We start from the raw sequence: 19381 nt of genomic DNA, 5'->3' as shown, positions 1-19381 counted from the left end.
GCTCCGCGCTCTTTATTCACATAACTAATTTATGGCGGCCAGTTTACGGCGGTTGTACAAACCACCCAACAAACCGGTCAAGCATCCGACGAGCAACCCGCCGACGTGGGCCGCATTGGCAATTTCACCGAAGCCGATCATCGAGACCAGCCCGGACAGGCACAGCAATAGCCACACCAGCATCATCACCAGCACGCCGCGCGGCAGGCGATAAGCACGGTTCGGCGACAATATCTGGAAAATCCAGCAATGGCCGAGCAGGCCGTAGAGCACGCCGGACAACCCGCCAAACAGGGTCGGGCCACTGAAATAATACTGGGCATAGTTGGACACCAGACTGAAGAGCAAGGTCAGGCCGATCAGGTTGATGCTGCCCTGACGCGACTCGATGCGTCGCCCCAGTTCCCAATACCACATGCCGTTCATGGCCAGGTGCAGGATGCCGAAGTGGATCAGCATCGGTGTCACCAGACGCCACCACTGCCCCGCCGCCAGGCTGTCAGCCAAGGGCACGAAGTGGATGTACTCGCCGACAATGCGGAAATCGAGGAAGGTCAGCCAGCGCATCGTGTCGAGGTTTTCGCCCAGCAGCGTCACCGCGCCGACAAGCAGGCTCAGCAGCAACACGAACGCTGTCGCCTTGGCGTGGCGCAGTTGCTCGGCGAAACTTGGGCGCTTGATGGTTTTCGCCACCGGGATGTCCAGCTGTTGATCGGGATCACCGGCCGGGTAGCGTTCGTACAACGAGCGCACGTCTTCGCTGATGTTGGCCGGCACCCACAGCACCTGCTCACCCGCCTCTTCGCTGACCCGATGCGGCACCTGCATGCGCTGCAACAGTTTGACGAACCCGCTCAAGTCCACCGCCAGCGGCAGCCGTAAAACGGCAACAGCACTCATCGCAGCACCTCCGGCCGCTCGACATCGACCCAGACAAATTTATGCGGGTCGAGGCGGGTTTCCTGGTCCAGACGGTAGGCGACCAGCTTCCCGTAGAGCACCGCGCTGTAATCCAGACAGGCCAGGTTCGGCCGGATCGGCACCGGTTTGCCGCTGCGCCAGTAATGGCCCACGAACAACAATGGCTCATCGACGCCATAGCGCAACAAGGTGTTTTTTTCGGTAGACGACAGGGGTGTCTGGGCCACGGGTTCGGGCAAGGCGTCGGGCTGGAACACAATGTCTCCGTAGGTTTGCGGGTCGTCTTCCCAGAACTTGGTGCGGAAGAACGAACGCGTCAGGCCATCACCGCTGGTCATGGTCAAACCATGAGGCAAGCGCATGTCGGTGCCGCGCAACAGGCGGTCGAACACGGTGCAGGCGAAACTGCCTGGTACGGCCGAGGCCTGGAGGAAATGTTCATCGACGCAACCGTTGGGGAATAGCGCGCGCAATGGTTCGATCAGGCCCGCATCCCAGCAGGCATGCACCACCCGGAATCGCCCGGCATCGACGAACAATGGCATCTCATAGAACCATTGCAGGAAGTCATGCCAGTCCGCCGGATGGTCTTCGAACTGGGTCAAGGTTTCGTTCAGCAAACGGGCATGGCGCGGGGTGTGTTCACGCACAAACTGCTTGCCGCTGCCCGGAGGCGCCGGCGTGCTCCAGCCGAGGGCGTTGAATTCATGATTACCCATGATGCACAGCGCCTGGCCGGCTTCGACCATGTCGTGAACGATGTGCAGCGCTTCGCGAATCCGTGGGCCACGGTCGATGATGTCGCCGACGAACACCGCCATACGCGACGGATGCCGCCAGACGCCACCGTGTTTTTGATAACCGAGCCGGTCGAGCAAGTGCTCAAGGGTCAGAGCGCAACCGTGCACGTCACCGATCAGGTCGTAGCTTCGCGCGGGATCGAGCATCAGTCGCCTCCACCACCCAACTTGCTGCCCCAGCCGAGTTTGGTCCGGCAGACTTCATAGTAGTTGTGGTCGAGCGGGTGAATCAGCCGCAGCTTCTGGGCTTTCTTGCTGATAGTGATGGTGTCACCCGGCGCGCAGGTGAAATGGTTCTGCCCGTCACAGGAGACTTGCGGGTAAATCTGCATATCTTTGGACACGACGATTTTCAGCTCACTGTTGCCATCGACCACAATCGGCCTGCCCGACAAGGTATGGGGGTACATCGGCACAATCACAATAGCGTCGAGCTTGGGATGCATGATCGGCCCGCCCGCCGACAGCGCGTAGGCCGTCGAACCGGTGGGCGTGGCGACGATCAGGCCATCGGCCTTCTGGCTGCAGACGAACTGGCCGTCGATGTACAGTTCGAACTCGATCATCCGCGTCGACTTGCCGGGGTGCAGCACCACGTCGTTCAGCGCGTCGCCCTGACCAATGGCCTCGGCGTGGCGGCGGACTTCGGCTTGCAGCAGGAAGCGGTTTTCCACCAGATAGTGGCCGTCGAGCACTTCGGCGACTTTGACTTCCAGCTCATCGGGGCGAATATCGGTAAGGAAGCCCAGGCTGCCACGGTTGATGCCAAGCACTGGAATATTGTGCTTGGCCAAAGCACGTGCAGCACCGAGCAAGCTGCCGTCACCGCCGACCACAATCACCATGTCACATACTTCGCCGAGCATCTTGCGCGACGACGTTTGCAGGCCGTGACCCGGCAACACTTCGGCGATGGTGTCTTCGAGGATCACGTGCAGGTGACGATCGAGCAGAAACCGTTTCAGTCGGCGAACGGTATCCAGCACCTGAGAACTGCCCAGGCGACCGATGATGCCGATATTACGAAATTGCTCCATGGGGCCCCTAAGGTCTACGGCGGCGAAAAACACGATTATGGGCGAAAGCGCAGGATAGACAAAATCCTTTCAGCCACAACGGTGTACTCACGATTGAGGCTATGCTCGCAAGATGATCCTATTTCCCGATTTGCTGCAGTTACCCCACCAGTTGCGCCACCCCGAAGTGCGCGACCTGGCCTGGGTCATCCTCGCGCCGCCGATGCTTGGCGTCACGACGTGGCCGCAGCGTCACCCGCTGACCGGCAGTGACTGGGTACAAGCGCCGGAGCAGTTGGAACGGTGGCTACAGCAACTCGATCACGACAGTTATGACTTGCTGCACTGGCTGGCGCAGGCCCGAACCCGGCGATTGGGCTTGTACTACGAACGCCTCTGGCAATACGCCGTGCGGCACGCGCCGGGTATCGACCTGATTGCCGCCAACATGCCGATCCGCCGCGAAGGCCACACGCTGGGCGAGCTGGACATGCTGCTGCGTGATCGTGACGGTGTGCATCATCTGGAACTGGCGATCAAACTTTACCTTGGCCCGCAAAATGGCGACGGACACGACGCGGCGCAGTGGCTCGGCCCCGGTTGCCACGATCGGCTGGACCGCAAACTGGCCCATCTGACTCAGCATCAGTTGCCGATTTCGGCGCGCCCGGAGAGCCGCGAAGTATTGGCGGCGCTGGATATCCAGCAGTTCAGCGCGCATTTGTGGCTGGGCGGTTATTTGCTGTATCCGTGGCCGGGACCGGCCGAGCCACCGAATGGCGCACATCCCCAGCATTTACGCGGTAGCTGGCTGCACCAGAAGGACTGGGCAGACTTTGTCGTGCAACGCCCATTCGGTCGCTGGCAACCCCTGCCCCGCCATGCCTGGCTGGCACCGGCGCACTATCCGGTGGAGCAGACCTGGAGCACTGAACAGCTGAATGCCTGGCTCAGCGATCTAGAGCCACTGGCCACGGCGCAGTTGCTGGTGCGACTCACAGAAAACACCCAAGGCGATTGGGAAGAAGCCGAGCGGCTGTTTCTGGTGGCTGATCTTTGGCCTAACGTTCCTGGCAGTGGCTGAGATTTATGGTGACTGCAATGGCCTCTTCGCGAGCAGGCTCGCTCCCACATTTGATCTCCTTATGCCGAAGATCCCTGTGGGAGCGAGCCTGCTCGCGAAGGGGCCGCCGCGGTCTATACCGATAACCGCAAAGCCAGCGCCGCCAACGTCACCAACAAAACAGGCACCGTCAGCACAATCCCGACCTTGAAGTAATATCCCCAGCCGATCCGAATGCTCTTGCGCTCCAGCACATGCAACCACAGCAACGTTGCCAGGCTGCCGATTGGCGTAATCTTCGGCCCCAAGTCGCTGCCGATGACGTTGGCGTAGATCATCGCCTCCTTCACCACCCCGGTCGCCTGGCTGGCATCGATTGATAGCAAACCGATCAGCACCGTCGGCAGATTGTTCATCATCGACGACAGCAGCGCCGTCAGCACGCCCGTGCCCATGGCCGCGCCCCACACGCCGTAGCCGGCAAAACCATCCAGCCATCCGGCCAGATACCCCGTGAGCCCCGCGTTGCGCAGGCCATACACCACCAGGTACATGCCCAGCGAGAAAATCACGATATGCCAGGGCGCTTCTTTGATGACTTTGCGGGTGGAAATCTTGTGACCACGGGCGGCAATGGCCAGCAGCAACGCCGCGCACACCGCAGAGATGGCACTGATCGGAATCCCCAGCGGTTCCAGCGCAAAGCAGCCGAGCAGCAGAATCACCAACACGGCCCAACCGGCATAAAACGTGGCGTTGTCGTGGATCGCAGAAGCCGGATGCGCCAGTTGCTCGGGGTCGTAATCCTTGGGAATGTCACGACGGAAAAACCACATCAGCATCGCCAGGGTCGCCGCGACACTTACCAGGTTGACCGGGATCATCACCGCCGCGTAACGGTTGAAACTGATGTTGAAGAAGTCAGCGGAAACGATGTTCACCAGGTTCGACACTACCAACGGAAGACTCGCCGTATCAGCGATGAAACCGGCGCCCATGACGAACGCCAGGGTCGCCGCCGGGGAAAAGCGCAACGCCAGCAGCATGGAAATCACGATAGGTGTGAGAATCAGCGCTGCCCCGTCGTTGGCGAACAACGCCGACACCAACGCACCGAGCAGCACCATATAAGCAAACAGCTTACGTCCGCTGCCCCGCCCCCAACGGGCCACATGCAACGCCGCCCAGGCGAAGAACCCCGCCTCGTCCAGCAGCAGACTGATGACAATCAGCGCGACAAAGGTCCCGGTGGCGTTCCAGATAATCTGCCACACCAGCGGGATGTCGCTCAGGTGAACGACCCCGAAAATCAGCGCAAGTACCGCGCCGAATACCGCACTCCAGCCGACGCCAAGGCCTTTTGGCTGCCAGATCACCAAGGTGATGGTCAGCAGGAAAATCAACGATGCGATCAGCATGGAGTGCAGCCTTGTCGGAAAAACAAACCGCGATTCAGCCGCAACACACGGGCGGAGTAAAGCCCAAACTTGCTCCCCTGCTCCTAAACGCACCGGGATCGATGTAGCAGCTGCCGAGCAGCGCGAGGCCGTGGCGAGGGGATTTAGCGAAACGTCGCACCGCCCCGTTGGGCTGCGAAGCGGCCTTTTTTTCCAGCCACACCGCGTCCAATGGATTACGACGGCTTCGCCGCCGAACGGGGATAAATCCCCTCGCCACAGCCTCGCGGGCTCGGCAGCTGCTACGACAGATCGGTGGGCTATAGCCTAAGCAATGATTTGTAGCCGAGCCCTGTAGGTGCAATGCTTTCTCCTACACCGGATTTGTCACACCTTCTTGTGTTGTTCGACCCAAAGACCATAAGCATTGATGAATTTTTGCAAAAACGGTTTTAGCGACTCGGACAGGTTACCCGCCTCGTCGAACGCTGAACCAGCACCGCTCAGATAGGCTTCCGGTTGCTGCATGCACGGCACATCCAGAAACACCATGGACTGGCGCAGGTGATGGTTGGCGCCAAAACCACCGATAGCGCCCGGCGAAGCACTGATCACCGCTCCAGGTTTTCCGCTCCAGGCACTCTTGCCATAGGGACGCGAACCCACATCGATCGCGTTCTTCATCGGCGCAGGCACCGAACGGTTGTATTCGGGGGTCACGAACAGCACCGCGTCGGATGAGCTCACTTGTTGCCGGAAAGTGCTGTAGGCTGCCGGCGGTGAAGCACCATCGATGTCCTCGTTGTAGAGCGGCAGATCGCCGATTTCGACGATAACCAGTTTGAGATTGGCAGGCGCCAGCTCGGCCAGGGCCAGCGCCACCTTGCGATTGATCGATTCCTTTCTCAAGCTGCCGACCAGTACAGCGATCGTATAGACGTTGCTCATGGAAGATTCTCAACTGTCCGATGGAAAGAGCTTGTAGTTATAGATGACGATTCAACCAGTGGGCGACTGAAAAACGCCGCCCCTGACTATTTTTTTCCTGTAGGAAAACTTACCTCGCCCAACCACGGTCTACAGAGCCGCAAATTGAGTGATTTATCCCCAGAGGTTCTAAGCAGATGGCAGCAGTACTCGTCGGTCAGTTCCATGCAAGAGACGCGGAAGGCCGCGTTTATTCCGTGCATGAGTTCCAGGAATCCACCCCGTCGGCAGACGGTCTCACTGGCTCGGTGCCTGTCACCACTTATAAGCTGGCCATTGGCGATCGCGTTAAAAAGCTCGATGACAACCAGTTTTTGCTGGTGCAATCGGACGTCACTATCGTGCGCGAGCCCGACACCTATGTCGGCAGCCGGCCGGAAACCAACGTCGCTTCATAACCCCGTGTTATGAGCAGAAGTCATATGCGCGCACTTGAGTTAGGATTCAGCCACTGACTCCCTCACCTGCTGAACATGGACTTCACGCATGCGTTTACGTCATATCGAAGTGATCCAGGCGCTTCTGCAGACCGGGCACCTGGGCACCGCCGCCGAATGGCTGCAGTTGCCTGTGGCCGAAGTCGAAGGGATTCTGCGCGACGCCGAGGATCAGTTGGGTTTCATGCTGTTTTCCAGCGTGCGTGGACGCTTGCAGGCCACGCGCGAGGCGCGGGAGTTGCAGGTCCAGATTGCCCACGTCTATGAAGCGCTCGAGCCGGTTCAGCGGCTGGCCAACAGCCTCAAGCAATATCAGGCGCCTCCCCTGCGGATTATCTGCACACCGCCCCTGGCACAGCAGCTATTGCCACAGAGCATTGCCGCCCTGCGCCGGCGCCTTCCTGACGCGCCTTGCACCCTTCTGAGTCAACCTACCCGCGAAATCGTCAGAAGCCTGCTGCTGCGCGAAAGCGATCTGGGCTTGAGCCTGCATGATCCCGATCACGCCGACATTCATTGCCAGGTGATCGCCCAAGGCAAACTTCAGCTGCTGGCACCCCACGGCTGGTTGCAACCCAAACAAAAGTACATCTCGCTGCAGGACCTGGCGGGTCAATCGATCGTTGGCCTGGAAGGTCATGATCCGCTGAGCCCGGCGCTGGAAAACAAGCTGCATGCCCTGCGCCCTGCCCCGGTCATTCAAACCCGGGTACAGACTCACCAGATGATGCGCAGCATGGTCGAGGCCGGTGAAGGCCTGGCCATCGTCGACCCGTTCACCGCCCTCGGGGCCAAATCGGCCGGGCTGGATGCCTGCCCGCTGGCGCCGGCCGTGCCGATCAGCCTTTATGCCTTGACCCTCAAGAACGGCGAGCCATCACCGGCGGTTCAGGCATTGCTGGGCATTATCACGGAACAAGCCGTGGCGATGTTGGCGAACTAAGCGGGGTTTCCAGCGGGTTATCGAACAATCGATACCAGAACAGCGCCACTTCGGCGGTGTTCGGATCGATCCCGCGGTAGCGCAGATGGTCGATTCCGCCCATGACGTAACCGCTGCGCTCATAGAGCCGGCAGGCCCCCAGGTTGTTGTTCTGGGTTTCGAGCATGATGCCCGGCAGTTTCTTTTTGCGACTCCAGAACTGCGCCACATCCAGCAACGCCTTAGCCACGCCATGACGACGCGCCGGCGCATGCACCGCCAACTCGTCGATATGGGCAAAGCCGTTCCAGTTGGTGCTGACCACCAAGTGACCCACGGCCTCATCATCGAGATAAGCCATGAAAATCGCGCTGTCAGCGGCATCGCGGAAACTGCTGAACTCCTCGGGATCAATGCCGTAGCACTTGCGATAGGGCGTGATCGGCGTCACCGGCCACTGCTCCACCGGTTTACCGATTTCGGCGGTGCCATAGGCGGCGACTTCAAAACTGAAATCGCTACCCCAGATATAGGCCGCAAAACCATCGTCGGCAACACGCACCGACAGCCCTGGGTATTTCGGATTCATGATCGGTTGCATACTGGGAAAGGTCCTCATTCCTTGATGCAATCAACGGTGTAATGCCGTCCATTGCCCTCGTCTTCGTGCTGCAATCCGTGCACATCAGCGACAAACCCCGGAAAACTGCTATCGAACGTGCGCGCAAATGCCAGGTAATCGATGATCGAGCGGGTCGACTCGGTAAAGCGCTCGCCGGGCATGATCAACGGAATCCCCGGCGGGTACGGCACCAGCATGACAGCGGCGATCCGCCCATCCAAAGCATCGATCGACACCGCTTCAACCTCGCCACGCACTAATTGATCATAGGCGTCAGACGGCTTCATGGCGATTTCCGGCAGCACGGTGTACATGCGCTTGAGGTGTTTGGCCGTGGCATTGCTGCGGTAGCAGGCGTGCAATTGATCGCACAGATCGCGCAACCCCATACCCTGATAGCGCGTGACATTCTCTTGTGCCACGCACGGTAGGCACGTCGCGAGGCTGACGTTGGCATCGTAGCTGCGCTTGAACTCCAGCAACTCGGTCAGCAGCGTGCTCCATTTGCCCTTGGTGATGCCCATGGAGAACAGCACCAGGAATGAATACAGCCCGGTCTTTTCAACGACTAGTCCCCGCTCCCAAAGGAATTTGCTGACCACCGCCGCCGGAATCCCGCGCTCGCTGAGGGCGCCACCTGCCGTCAGGCCCGGCATCACCAACGTGACCTTGATCGGGTCGAGCAGCACGTAGTCGTCGGTCACACCGCCAAAGCCGTGCCAGTCGGCGTCGGGTTGCAGCAGCCAGTCCTTGGTGACAACTCGGTCGATGCCTTCCACCGACGGCGGTTGCCAGATGGAAAACCACCAATCGTCAGCGGCGATGTGCTGGCGCAAATTGGCCAGCGCCCGGCGAAAACTCAGCGCCTCGTCAAACATTTCCTGCAACAGCGATCGCCCGGCCGGGCCTTCCATCATGGCCGACGCCACATCCAGCGAAGCGATGATGCTGTACTGCGGCGAGGTAGAGATGTGCATCATGAACGCTTCATTGAAGCGATCCCGATCCAGTTGCCGCGCGCCGCCGTCCTGGACGTGAATCATCGACGCCTGGCTGAACGCCGCCAGCAGTTTGTGGGTGGAATGGGTGGTGAACACCAGCGGGCCGTCTTCACTGCGGGAAGTGCCCATGCCGTAACGTCCGGCGAAGAACTCGTGAAACGCCGCGTAGGCGTACCAGGCTTCATCGAAGTGCAAGACCTCGACGCTGTTACCCAACTGCTGCTTGATCAGCTCAGCGTTGTAGCAGAGGCCGTCGTACGTCGAATTGGTCACCACCGCCAACTTGACCTTGGCCGCTCGGCCCTTGGTCAGTGGGCTGGCGTCGATCTTGGCCTGAATCGATTCGCGGCTGAATTCGCTCAATGGAATCGGGCCGATGATCCCCAGCTCATTGCGCTCGGGGCACAGGTACAGCGGAATGGCGCCGGTCATGATGATCGAGTGCAATATCGACTTGTGGCAGTTGCGATCCACCAACACCAAGTCATCGCGAGCGACCATCGAATGCCAGACGATTTTGTTGGCGGTCGAGGTGCCATTGATCACGAAGAAGGTGTGATCGGCGCCGAAATTGCGGGCAGCACGGGCCTCGGCTTCTGCCAGCGGACCAGTGTGATCGAGCAAAGAACCGAGTTCCGGCACCGACACCGACAAATCCGAGCGCAGGGTATTTTCCCCGAAGAACTGGTGAAACGCCTGACCCACCGGGCTCTTGTGGTACGCCACGCCGCCGCCATGGCCGGGCGTGTGCCAGGAGTAATTGGAGTCAGCCGTGTGCTGCACCAGCGCTTTGAAAAACGGAGGCAGCAGACCATCCAGGTATTTGCGCGCCGCTCGAGCGACCTGCCGAGCCAGAAAAGGCACGGTGTCTTCGAACAGATAAAGAATCCCGCGCAGCTGATTGAGTTCGGCCATGGCGTCGGCCGGAGCGTTCTCCAAGGTCACCTGCTCACCCAGCGCGAAGATCGGCAAGTCGGGCGCACGCACCCGCGCCAGGCCGATCAGCTCAGCCATATTGTGTAACAAATGAGAGTGTGTGCTGGCGTCTTCAGCCGCAATCAACATGCAGGAAAGACCGTGATGTGTCGAAGCGACCAGACGCCCTTCGGTGTAATCCACCGCCGAGACAATGCTGAAGCCTTCCTGCTCCAGCTCCCGGGCGATGCCACGCACGCGATCACCGGCGACGGTGTCGGCCTTGATGTCGCGATGGACGATCAGGACCGGGAATTTCAAATCTTTATACATGGGGCTCAGTGTCCTGAGGCGGCAGACCATGGTCCGCCAATCACCTCAGGGTAGAGGGTTGAAGCGGATGTAGCGAGCGTCGATGCCCTGAAATGGGCCAGCGGATGCACCATCATGTGGCCATCAACCTCAATGCTGGCGGTGAATACATGTGGCAAGGGGACTTGTCCCCGTTGGGCCGCGAAGCGACCCCTTGCATTCTTCCAGACATACCGTCGCGGCAGGATTGACGGCTGCTTCGCAACCGAACGGGGACAAGTCCCCTCGCCACAAAAGCATACGACATCTGACAGGTCACGCCTGAGCCTTGGCCTCGGCCAGTTGCTGCCAGAGCGACGGGGCGCCAGCAGATTTGGCGATGGCTTCCAGGCGTGCCACGTGTTGGGCCAGGTCATCTTCGCTGGCACGGATGATACGCGTCGGCTGACGATCGACCGGCAGACGGCGGATCTCGGTGGCGGAATTGTCCGCACCTTCCCCGGAACCGTTGCCGTCGGAAGCATTACCAGCCAGGGACAGGCTGGTCTGGCCGCCCGTCATGGTCAGGTAAACGTCGGCGAGGATCTCGGAGTCAAGCAAGGCGCCGTGCAGTTCACGACCGGAGTTGTCGACGCCATAGCGTTTGCACAAGGCGTCGAGGCTGTTGCGCTGCCCCGGGTGACGTTCCCGGGCCATCATCAGGGTGTCGAGGATCGAGCAGTGCTGCGTGATGTCCGCACGATCGTGCTGGCCCATCAGGGCGAATTCGTTGTTGATGAAGCCAACGTCGAACGCCGCGTTATGGATGATCAGCTGCGCACCCTTGATGAATTCAAAGAATTCATCGGCCACTTCAGTGAAGCGCGGCTTGCCGACCAAAAATTCGTTGGTGATGCCGTGGACGCCAATGGCGCCTTCATCACTCTCGCGGTCCGGTTGCAGGTAAACGTGGAAATGCCGGCCCGTCAGGCGCCGACCGATCAACTCGACACAACCGATTTCGATAATCCGGTGGCCGTCGGTCACCGGCATGCCGGTGGTTTCGGTATCGAGTACAACGGATCTGGTGGCCATCAGTGCTCAGCTCTCAACGGGTCATTCGTGCAAAAGCGGCGATGTTAACACGCCGCGCCGCCAGGTGACTGGCGTCTTGATGCCGTGAACACGGCCCCTGTAGGAGCTGTCGAGTGCAACGAGGCTGCGATCTTTTGATCTTGTCTTTAAAAAACAAAGTCAAAAGTTCGCAGCCTCGTTGCACTCGACAGCTCCTACAGTTCCTACACAGCCCTACAGGGGATTCAGCAGTCAGGCCTGTTTGTAACCGCGCACTTCATCCACACCACGGTTGGCCAACTGGTCGGCGCGTTCGTTGCCATGGTGACCGATGTGCCCGCGCACCCATTTCCAGGTGACGTTGTGGCGATTGACCTGCTCATCCAGCAACTTCCACAGATCAGCGTTCTTCACCGGTTCTTTCGCAGCGGTTTTCCAGCCGCGCTTCTTCCAGTTATCCATCCACTCGTTGATGCCTTTCATCACATACTGCGAGTCGGTGACCAGCAGCACGTCGCAGGAGCGCTTGAGTTCTTCAAGACCACGGATCGCGCCCATCAGCTCCATGCGGTTGTTGGTGGTGTTGGCTTCGCCGCCCCACAGTTCTTTTTCAATGCCCTTGCACACCAGCAAAGCGCCCCAGCCGCCAGGGCCAGGGTTGCCTTTACAGGCGCCGTCGGTGAAGAGTTCTACGCTATCGCTCATGCCAATCTATCCAGAAAATGCGGTGGCTCGCCGATCGCTGATCGACAATGCCCGAGGCCGGGGCAAACCCGGCCGGGAAAATAAAAAGTGTATTACGGATCGATGCGGCGACGATTGACCTTGGCCATCGGCAATGGAATTAGCTTGCCCATCGGTTCGCGCCGCTCCTGACGGACGGGCCGCAGGCCCACCACGATCTTGCGCGCAACCAATAAATAGAAGCCGCCACCCGACAGTTGCCAGTCACCGGCCTTGCGCTCCCAACCGGCCAGACGAGCCTGCCAGGCGGGTGACGCAAGCGGCGGACGATAGCACCCGAAGCGGCGTTTCTCCAGTGCGAAGCCCAGCAGGTTCAGCCAGTCACCGACTCGCGACGGGGAGATGCAGCGAGCTTTACGCAAGGCGTCGTGAGCGAAAACGTGACGCAAACCCCAGGTGCTCCAGGGGTTGATCCCGACGATCAGCAGATGCCCGCCGGGCCGCACGCTGCTCGCCGCTTCACGCAACAAACCGTGGGGCGACAGGCAGAAATCCAGCCCATGCTGCAACACCACCACATCGGCGGCATGCTCGCTCAAAGGCCACGCCTGCTCCTCGCAGACGATCTCGACACCCGGCAACGGCGCGCCGAGCCGCACATTGCGCTGGACTTGCGGCGCCGACGGCGGCGTTTGGGCCGACGGGCCGTAATGCACCAGGTAGCCACCGAAGAACCGTCCCAACTCGTCTTCGAGCATGCGACGTTCTTCGTCCAGCAGAAATTGCCCTATGGGGCCGGACAGCCATTCACGGGCCGCGCTGATCAATGTCAGCCATTCAGGATCAGCCTGAGCGAACGCTTTATCGGTCATTGCATTCTCCAACGCGCCAGGAAGTTCTAAGATGCGCCATTGTTTTCCGCTTGGCGAATCCGACGATGATACAGATCAGTGCCCTGCCCGCCTTCACCGACAACTACATCTGGTTATTACAAGACCACCGCACCCAGCGCTGCGCGGTGGTTGATCCGGGCGATGCCGCGCCGGTGCAGGCCTGGCTCGCCGCGCATCCGGGTTGGGTGTTGAGTGATATTTTGATCACTCACCATCATCATGACCACGTCGGCGGCGTCGAGCAGCTGAAAAAAGCGACAGACGCGACAGTCTACGGTCCGGCCAGCGAAACCATCCCGCTCCGGGACGTGGCGCTCAAGGACAACGACCGCGTCAGCGTGCTGGGCTGGGACTTCGATGTCTTTGCCGTCCCCGGCCACACACTGGGGCATATCGCCTATTACCATCACGGTTTGCTGTTCTGCGGTGACACGCTATTTGCCGCCGGTTGCGGGCGCTTGTTTGAAGGCACGCCGGAGCAAATGCATACCTCACTGACCCGCCTCGCCGCGCTGCCTGAAGATACGCTGGTCTACTGCACTCACGAATACACCTTGAGCAACCTGAAGTTTGCCGCAGCGGTCGAACCGGGCAATCCGGACACTGCCGCACGTCTGGAAAAAGTCACCGCACAACGTGAAGCCGGAATCATGACGCTGCCCTCTACTCTGGCGCTTGAAAAGCTTACCAACCCGTTTTTGCGTGTCGACGAAACATCCGTTAAAGAAAAAATGGACGAACGGAATGGAACCCAAAACCGGGCTCCGAGTGCGGTCTTTGCTGCTCTGCGTGCTTGGAAAGATAAGTTCTAAGTAGCCATCCCGTTGGTACAAAAATTCTGAATGGTTGACCGCAAGGGGTACGCTTTCTAGAATCGCCCGACATTTTTGCCCGGAACTTACTTCCAGCCAATGTCGTCATCTATTCGTAAAGCCATCAATTCAGACGCATTGACCCGCTTGGCTCAAGCCATCGCGGTGGCTGTGTCCGCCACTCTGGCGGGCTGCTCAAGCCATGTGCCGCAGACCGAAGCGACACACACTCCGAATATCGCCGCCCGAGCCAAACAGAAGCCAATCTGGCTCAGCGAAAAACCGACTCCACAAATTCCACAAGATGTCTGGGAGCGCATGCGCCAGGGCTTCCAGTTGCAGGACAACCTGGGCGTCAACCCGCGCATCGAGCAACAGCGCCTGTGGTTCGCCAGCAACCCGTCCTTTCTCGAAAACGCCGGCGAACGCGGCAGCCTCTACATTCACTACATCGTCGAACGCCTTGAAGAACGCAACATGCCCCTGGAACTGGCGCTGCTGCCGGTGATTGAAAGCGCCTACAACCCGATGGCCTATTCCCGGGCCGACGCGGTTGGCTTGTGGCAATTCATCCCTTCCACCGGGCGTTACTTCAACCTGCGTCAAACCCGTTTCTATGATGGCCGTCGCGATATCACCGCCTCGACCACCGCGGCCATGGATTACCTGACCCGCCTGCACGACATGTTCAACGGCGACTGGCTGCTGGCCCTGGCGGCGTACAACGCCGGCGAAGGCACGGTCAGCCGGGCCATCGAGCGCAACGAAAAGCTCGGCTTGCCGACCGATTACTGGAACCTGCCGCTGCCGGCCGAAACCCAGGCCTACGTGCCGAAGCTGCTGGCCCTGTCGCAAGTGGTGCTGGCACCTGAAGCCTACGGCGTGAACCTGAACCCGATCGCCAACGAACCTTACTTCCAGGTCGTCGAAATCAACCAGCGCATGGACCTGTCCAAGGTCGCCGCGGTGGCTAACATCGACGAAGACGAACTGTTCCAGCTCAACCCGGCCTTCAAGCAGCGCACCACCATCGATGGCCCGCAGCATTTGCTGGTGCCAACGTCCAAGGCTCAGCTGCTGACCGCCAGCCTGTCGACCATGCGTCCTGAAGAGTTGATCAGCAAGAAGCCGCTCAAGCCGGTATTCGAAGGCTCGGACGACTCCGAACTCGCCAGTCTCAAACGCGCTTACCGCGTTAAACGCGGCGACAACCTGGCCGCCATCGCCAAGGCCAACAAGGTCGACGTCAAGGACCTGCAACGCTGGAACAAGATGACCGGCAAGAATCTCAAGGTCGGCCAGACGCTGGTCATGCAGGACACCGCCAAGCGCAGCAGCGGTCGGGTCAACACCGTCGTGGCGGCGAACAGCAAAGCAAACAGTAAAGCTGACAAACAGAAGCCGCAGACCCAATACAAGGTCAAGCAAGGCGATTCGCTGTACATGGTGGCCAAGCGTTTCAACGTTGAAATGCAGCACCTCAAGCGCTGGAACCCGCGTGTTGGCCAGGCGCTGAAGCCTGGCCAAATGCTGACGGTGGCTTCGCCACGCTAAAATGAGCCCCTGACTTCAGGGGCTTTTTTTTGGCCCAAGGATTTACCCAAACCCCTGTATCAGTTGGCGAAGTGTGGCGAGGGAATTTATCCCCGTTCGGCTGCGCAGCAGTCGTCAATCCTGTAAGTGCGTGTTGCGAATGAACTGCTGGGGCCGCTTCGCAGCCCAGCGGGGATAAATCCCCTCGCCACACTTCACCAGCTGCTACAGGGGTGTGCTGCGCAATTAACGGCGCGTTAAGGCCCCGTCTTTTTCCTGTCGATACAAGCTGTTACTGTACGGGCCACAAAGCCCAAGCCGCCTGGATCGGATCCCTGACTTGAAGCGTCCCCTCCTCCTGCTCCTGATCAGCCTGGCCTTGAGCTCCCCCGCAAGCGCGACGATCAGCGAAAGCCATGGTTATGCGCAGTTCGGCACGCTCAAGTACCCGGCCAGATTTACCCACTTCGACTGGGTCAACCCGCAAGCGCCCAAGGGCGGTACGTTGCGGGTGATGGCGTTTGGCACCTTCGATACGCTCAACCCCTATACCTTCAAGGGTTCAAGCCCGGTTTCCACACCGAACTTCCTGCAATACGGCATCAACGAACTCAATGAACCGCTGATGGTCGGCACCGGCCAGTACGCGCCGTCCGGCGACGAACCGACCTCAAGCTATGGCCTGATCGCACAATCAGTGGAATACAGCGAGGATCGCAGCTGGGTGGTATTCAACCTGCGTCCCGAAGCGCGTTTCCACGATGGCACGCCGATTACAGCCTATGACGTGGCGTTTTCCTACCGCTTGCTGCTCAAGGAAGGCCATCCGCAATACCGCACCAACCTTCAGGAAGTGTCGCGGGTCGACATCCTCAACCCGCAGCGCATTCGTTTCGTGTTCAAGCGCGCGGGCAATCCGTTGCTGATCCTGCGCCTGGGCGAATTGCCGGTGCTGCCCCAGCATTACTGGAAAGGTCGTGACTTCAAGGCCACCACCTTCGAACCACCACTGGGTAGCGGGCCGTATCGCATCACCTCGGTAGAGCCAGGACGGCGGATCATTTTCGAACGGGTCAAGGACTACTGGGGCAAGGACCTGCCGGTCAATCGCGGCAAATACAACTTCGATCGCATGGAAGTCGAGTTCTACCGCGACAGCGACGTCGCGTTCGAGGCCTTCAAGGCCGGCGAATTCGATATCTATATCGAGCACCAGGCGAAGAACTGGGAAAACGGCTACAACTTCCCGGCGGTGCGACGCGGCGACGTCATCAAGGCGCAAATCCCGCATCAGATCCCGACCCAGAGCCAGGGTCTGTTCATGAACTCCCGGCGCCCGGCCTTCTCCGAGACCAAAGTCCGAGAAGCGCTGGGCCTGATGTTCGACTTCGAGTGGACCAACCGCACGCTGTTCAGCGGCGCCTATAAACGCGCCATGAGCTACTACCCCAACAGCGAGTTCTCCGCGACTGGCCTTCCGGTCGGCCATGAATGGCTGATGCTCACGCCGTATCGCGAGCAGTTGCCCGCCAAGCTCTTCACCGAGCCGTTCAGCCTGCCGCAGACCCAAGGGCGCGGCATCCCCCGAGAAACCATGCGCAAGGCCCTGGGCCTGCTTGCCGAGGCCGGCTGGAAGCTCAATGGCCAACACGCACAGAACGCTGCCGGGCAAACGTTGCGGTTGGAGATTCTGCTGGTCAACCCGAACCTGGAACGCATCCTTCAGCCTTACGTCGAGAACCTCGCCAGCATCGGCATTGACGCCCGGCTGCGCACGGTCGATCGCGCCCAGTACAAGCAACGCCTCGATCAGTTCGATTTCGACATGATCCTCATGACCCTCAACCAGACGCTCAGTCCGGGCCTGGAACAATGGCAGTACTTCCATTCCAGCCAGGTCGGGGTCAAGGGCAGCAAAAACTACGCCGGTATTGCCAATCCGGTAGTCGACCATTTACTCGAACAATTGCTCGCAGCCCAAACCCGCGATGAGCAGGTCGCGGCCGGCAAGGCCCTGGACCGGGTGTTGCTGTGGCAGCACTACATCATTCCCAATTGGTACCTCAATTATCACCGCCTGGCCTACCGCAACCGGTTCGCCTTCGTCACCACGCCGCCCTACACGTTGGGCCTGAGCGCATGGTGGCTGAAATCTTCGGAGAAAGATCGATGAAACCCATACGCACCCTGCTCTTGCAGGCCAGCGGTCTGTTGTTCGCCGGGCTGGCCTGTGCCGCCCCGCAACATGCCCTGACCCTGTACAACGAGCCACCGAAATACCCGGCCGATTTCAAACATTTCGATTACGTGAACCCCGACGCGCCCAAGGGCGGGATCTTCCGTCAGGCCGGTTTTGGCGGCTTTGACAGCCTCAATCCCTTCATCAACAAGGGTGTCGCGGCCGACGACATCAGCATGATCTACGACACCCTGGCCAAACAGGGTCTGGATGAACCGTTCACCGAGTACGGCCTGGTCGCCGGCAAGATCGAAAAAGCCCCGGACAACAGCTGGGTGCGTTTCTACCTGCGCCCCGAAGCTCGCTTCCACGACGGGCATCCGATGCGCGCCGAGGACGTGGTGTTCAGCTTCCAGACCCTGATCAAGGACGGCGCGCCGCTTTTCCGCGGTTACTACAGCGATGTCGAGGAAGTGGTCGCTGAAGATCCGCTGACGGTGCTGTTCAAGTTCAAACACAACAACAACCGTGAGCTGCCGCTGATCCTCGGCCAGTTGCCGGTGCTGCCCAAGCATTGGTGGGCGACGCGCGATTTCACCAAGGGCAACCTGGAAATGCCGTTGGGCAGCGGCCCGTACAAGGTCAGCGAAGTCAAGGCCGGGCGGTCGGTGCGCTATGAGCGGGTCAAGGATTACTGGGGCAAGGACCTGCCGGCCAACCGCGGGTTCTACAACTTCGACGTGATGACCACCGACTACTACCGCGACAACACCGTGGCCCTGGAAGCGCTCAAGGCCGGGCAGTTCGATTACTGGCTCGAAATGGCCGCAAAGAACTGGGCCAACGCCTACAACATTCCGGCCGTCACCGAGGGCCGGTTGATCAAGGAACAGATCCCCAACGGCAACCCCACTGGCATGCAAGGCTTTGTATTCAACCTGCGCCGCCCGCTGTTCCAGGATGTGCGCGTGCGCCAGGCCCTGACCCTGTTGCTGGATTTCGAATGGACCAACAAACAACTGTTCAACGGCGCCTACGCGCGCACCCGCAGTTATTTCGAGAATTCAGAAATGGCTGCCAGCGGCCTGCCGGACGCCGATCAATTGGCGATTCTCGACCCGTTCCGCGGCAAGATTCCCGAGCAGGTGTTCAGCGAGGCGTTCCAGAACCCGGTGACCGACGCCAGCGGCATGATCCGCGCCCAGCAGCGCAAAGCCTATCAATTGCTGCAAGAGGCGGGCTGGCGGATCGTCGATGACAAGATGGTCGACGCCAATGGCAAACCGGTGACCATCGAGTTCCTGTTGGCCCAGACCGAATTTGAGCGGGTGCTGCTGCCGTTCAAGCGCAACATGAGCGACTTGGGGATTGACCTGGTGATCCGCCGGGTCGACGTCTCGCAGTACATCAACCGCGTGCGTTCACGGGACTTCGACATGATCGTCGGCAGCTTCCCTCAGTCCAACTCGCCGGGCAACGAGCAACGCGAGTTCTGGATGTCCGCCGCCGCCGACAAACCCGGCAGCCGCAACTCCATGGGCCTGAAAGACCCGGTGGTGGACCAGTTGGTCGAGCAACTGATCAACGCCGATTCGCGCAAAAGTCTAGTGGCCCATGCACGCGCGCTGGACCGCGTGCTGCAATGGGGCTATTACGTGATCCCCAACTGGCACATCAAGACCTGGCGCGTGGCGTACTGGAACCACATCGGTCACCCGAAAATCTCACCCAAGTACGACATCGGCATTAACACCTGGTGGGTCAAGCCAGACGCTACACCGGCCATAGAAGTCGAAACCAAACTGCAAGCCGACCCTGCGGGCACGGAGTAATC

17 protein-coding genes are annotated in these 19381 nt (G+C 59.8%); 7 read left to right on the top strand and 10 right to left on the bottom strand.

Annotation, left to right across the window (positions count from 1 at the left end; genetic code table 11):
- Window positions 1-24 precede the first annotated feature (24 nt).
- The 3 genes from ACA059_RS14695 to ACA059_RS14685 are packed head-to-tail and all read right to left on the bottom strand — an operon-like array spanning window position 25 to window position 2758.
- Window positions 25-900 (bottom strand): rhomboid family intramembrane serine protease, encoded by an 876-nt coding sequence (locus ACA059_RS14695; RefSeq protein WP_497634485.1) that lies wholly within the window; start codon window positions 898-900, stop codon window positions 25-27.
- Window positions 897-1871 carry a metallophosphoesterase gene (locus ACA059_RS14690; protein ID WP_497634680.1) on the bottom strand — a complete coding sequence of 325 codons (975 nt, stop codon included), beginning with the start codon at window positions 1869-1871 and terminating at the stop codon, window positions 897-899. The genes ACA059_RS14695 and ACA059_RS14690 overlap by 4 nt, the downstream gene beginning before the upstream one ends.
- Window positions 1868-2758 carry an NAD(+) kinase gene (locus ACA059_RS14685; RefSeq protein ID WP_030130396.1) on the bottom strand — a complete coding sequence of 297 codons (891 nt, stop codon included), beginning with the start codon at window positions 2756-2758 and terminating at the stop codon, window positions 1868-1870. The genes ACA059_RS14690 and ACA059_RS14685 overlap by 4 nt, the downstream gene beginning before the upstream one ends.
- A gap of 112 nt (window positions 2759-2870) precedes the next feature.
- Between ACA059_RS14685 and ACA059_RS14680 the strand changes: the two genes are divergently transcribed.
- Window positions 2871-3821, top strand: a complete 951-nt coding sequence (locus ACA059_RS14680; RefSeq protein ID WP_497634484.1) for a DUF1853 family protein — start codon at window positions 2871-2873, stop codon at window positions 3819-3821.
- A gap of 113 nt (window positions 3822-3934) precedes the next feature.
- On the opposite strand, the gene ACA059_RS14675 is transcribed toward ACA059_RS14680, so the two are convergent.
- A complete protein-coding gene (locus ACA059_RS14675; RefSeq protein ID WP_497634483.1) occupies window positions 3935-5218 on the bottom strand; it encodes an arsenic transporter in 1284 nt (427 codons plus the stop codon).
- Window positions 5219-5584: 366 nt separating this feature from the next.
- Window positions 5585-6145, bottom strand: a complete 561-nt coding sequence (locus ACA059_RS14670; RefSeq protein WP_458511601.1) for an NADPH-dependent FMN reductase — start codon at window positions 6143-6145, stop codon at window positions 5585-5587.
- Between the two features lie 176 nt (window positions 6146-6321).
- On the opposite strand from ACA059_RS14670, the gene ACA059_RS14665 reads away from it, so the two are divergent.
- Window positions 6322-6582, top strand: a complete 261-nt coding sequence (locus ACA059_RS14665; protein WP_046048837.1) for a hypothetical protein — start codon at window positions 6322-6324, stop codon at window positions 6580-6582.
- A gap of 88 nt (window positions 6583-6670) precedes the next feature.
- The gene (locus tag ACA059_RS14660) at window positions 6671-7564 is read left to right on the top strand and encodes a LysR family transcriptional regulator (RefSeq protein ID WP_497634482.1); all 894 of its coding nucleotides are present in this window, start codon (window positions 6671-6673) and stop codon (window positions 7562-7564) included.
- Here the strand turns inward: ACA059_RS14660 and ACA059_RS14655 are convergent.
- The 5 genes from ACA059_RS14655 to ACA059_RS14635 all read right to left on the bottom strand — a co-directional run bounded on the left by ACA059_RS14655 (window position 7530) and on the right by ACA059_RS14635 (window position 13002).
- Window positions 7530-8144, bottom strand: a complete 615-nt coding sequence (locus ACA059_RS14655; protein WP_497634481.1) for a GNAT family N-acetyltransferase — start codon at window positions 8142-8144, stop codon at window positions 7530-7532. The genes ACA059_RS14660 and ACA059_RS14655 overlap by 35 nt on opposite strands.
- Before the next feature lie 14 nt (window positions 8145-8158).
- Window positions 8159-10414, bottom strand: coding sequence for an Orn/Lys/Arg family decarboxylase (locus ACA059_RS14650; protein WP_497634480.1), 2256 nt, complete (start codon window positions 10412-10414; stop codon window positions 8159-8161).
- Window positions 10415-10708: 294 nt separating this feature from the next.
- The gene (dnaQ, locus tag ACA059_RS14645) at window positions 10709-11467 is read right to left on the bottom strand and encodes a DNA polymerase III subunit epsilon (RefSeq protein ID WP_347805460.1); all 759 of its coding nucleotides are present in this window, start codon (window positions 11465-11467) and stop codon (window positions 10709-10711) included.
- A 231-nt stretch (window positions 11468-11698) separates the two neighbouring features.
- Window positions 11699-12151 carry a ribonuclease HI gene (rnhA, locus tag ACA059_RS14640; RefSeq protein ID WP_008152099.1) on the bottom strand — a complete coding sequence of 151 codons (453 nt, stop codon included), beginning with the start codon at window positions 12149-12151 and terminating at the stop codon, window positions 11699-11701.
- A 92-nt stretch (window positions 12152-12243) separates the two neighbouring features.
- Window positions 12244-13002 (bottom strand): methyltransferase domain-containing protein, encoded by a 759-nt coding sequence (locus tag ACA059_RS14635; protein WP_008152097.1) that lies wholly within the window; start codon window positions 13000-13002, stop codon window positions 12244-12246.
- Window positions 13003-13067: 65 nt separating this feature from the next.
- On the opposite strand from ACA059_RS14635, the gene gloB reads away from it, so the two are divergent.
- From gloB to ACA059_RS14615, 4 genes are all read left to right on the top strand, one after another.
- Window positions 13068-13835: a hydroxyacylglutathione hydrolase gene (gene gloB / locus ACA059_RS14630; protein ID WP_497634479.1), complete on the top strand. Its 768-nt coding sequence runs from the start codon at window positions 13068-13070 to the stop codon at window positions 13833-13835.
- Window positions 13836-13934: 99 nt separating this feature from the next.
- Window positions 13935-15389 carry a transglycosylase SLT domain-containing protein gene (locus ACA059_RS14625; protein ID WP_497634478.1) on the top strand — a complete coding sequence of 485 codons (1455 nt, stop codon included), beginning with the start codon at window positions 13935-13937 and terminating at the stop codon, window positions 15387-15389.
- Between the two features lie 319 nt (window positions 15390-15708).
- Window positions 15709-17541 carry an extracellular solute-binding protein gene (locus tag ACA059_RS14620; RefSeq protein ID WP_497634477.1) on the top strand — a complete coding sequence of 611 codons (1833 nt, stop codon included), beginning with the start codon at window positions 15709-15711 and terminating at the stop codon, window positions 17539-17541.
- Entirely contained in the window at window positions 17538-19379 is a 1842-nt protein-coding gene (locus ACA059_RS14615; RefSeq protein ID WP_497634476.1) for an extracellular solute-binding protein, read from the top strand. Before ACA059_RS14620 ends, ACA059_RS14615 begins: the two co-directional genes overlap by 4 nt.
- The last annotated feature ends 2 nt before the right edge of the window (window positions 19380-19381 follow it).

The sequence above is a fragment of the Pseudomonas sp. LBUM1647 genome (assembly GCF_059716175.1).
This window is presented reverse-complemented; position numbering and strand designations above follow the sequence as displayed.

What these genes read in the sequence shown, in the direction of transcription:
- ACA059_RS14695 (WP_497634485.1), bottom strand. Translation starts at nt 900, where the DNA reads ATGAGTGCTGTTGCCGTTTTACGGCTGCCGCTGGCGGTGGACTTGAGC.
- ACA059_RS14685 (WP_030130396.1), bottom strand. Translation starts at nt 2,758, where the DNA reads ATGGAGCAATTTCGTAATATCGGCATCATCGGTCGCCTGGGCAGTTCT.
- ACA059_RS14680 (WP_497634484.1), top strand. Translation starts at nt 2,871, where the DNA reads ATGATCCTATTTCCCGATTTGCTGCAGTTACCCCACCAGTTGCGCCAC.
- ACA059_RS14675 (WP_497634483.1), bottom strand. Translation starts at nt 5,218, where the DNA reads ATGCTGATCGCATCGTTGATTTTCCTGCTGACCATCACCTTGGTGATC.
- ACA059_RS14670 (WP_458511601.1), bottom strand. Translation starts at nt 6,145, where the DNA reads ATGAGCAACGTCTATACGATCGCTGTACTGGTCGGCAGCTTGAGAAAG.
- ACA059_RS14665 (WP_046048837.1), top strand. Translation starts at nt 6,322, where the DNA reads ATGGCAGCAGTACTCGTCGGTCAGTTCCATGCAAGAGACGCGGAAGGC.
- ACA059_RS14660 (WP_497634482.1), top strand. Translation starts at nt 6,671, where the DNA reads ATGCGTTTACGTCATATCGAAGTGATCCAGGCGCTTCTGCAGACCGGG.
- ACA059_RS14655 (WP_497634481.1), bottom strand. Translation starts at nt 8,144, where the DNA reads ATGCAACCGATCATGAATCCGAAATACCCAGGGCTGTCGGTGCGTGTT.
- ACA059_RS14650 (WP_497634480.1), bottom strand. Translation starts at nt 10,414, where the DNA reads ATGTATAAAGATTTGAAATTCCCGGTCCTGATCGTCCATCGCGACATC.
- dnaQ (WP_347805460.1), bottom strand. Translation starts at nt 11,467, where the DNA reads ATGGCCACCAGATCCGTTGTACTCGATACCGAAACCACCGGCATGCCG.
- rnhA (WP_008152099.1), bottom strand. Translation starts at nt 12,151, where the DNA reads ATGAGCGATAGCGTAGAACTCTTCACCGACGGCGCCTGTAAAGGCAAC.
- ACA059_RS14635 (WP_008152097.1), bottom strand. Translation starts at nt 13,002, where the DNA reads ATGACCGATAAAGCGTTCGCTCAGGCTGATCCTGAATGGCTGACATTG.
- gloB (WP_497634479.1), top strand. Translation starts at nt 13,068, where the DNA reads ATGATACAGATCAGTGCCCTGCCCGCCTTCACCGACAACTACATCTGG.
- ACA059_RS14625 (WP_497634478.1), top strand. Translation starts at nt 13,935, where the DNA reads ATGTCGTCATCTATTCGTAAAGCCATCAATTCAGACGCATTGACCCGC.
- ACA059_RS14615 (WP_497634476.1), top strand. Translation starts at nt 17,538, where the DNA reads ATGAAACCCATACGCACCCTGCTCTTGCAGGCCAGCGGTCTGTTGTTC.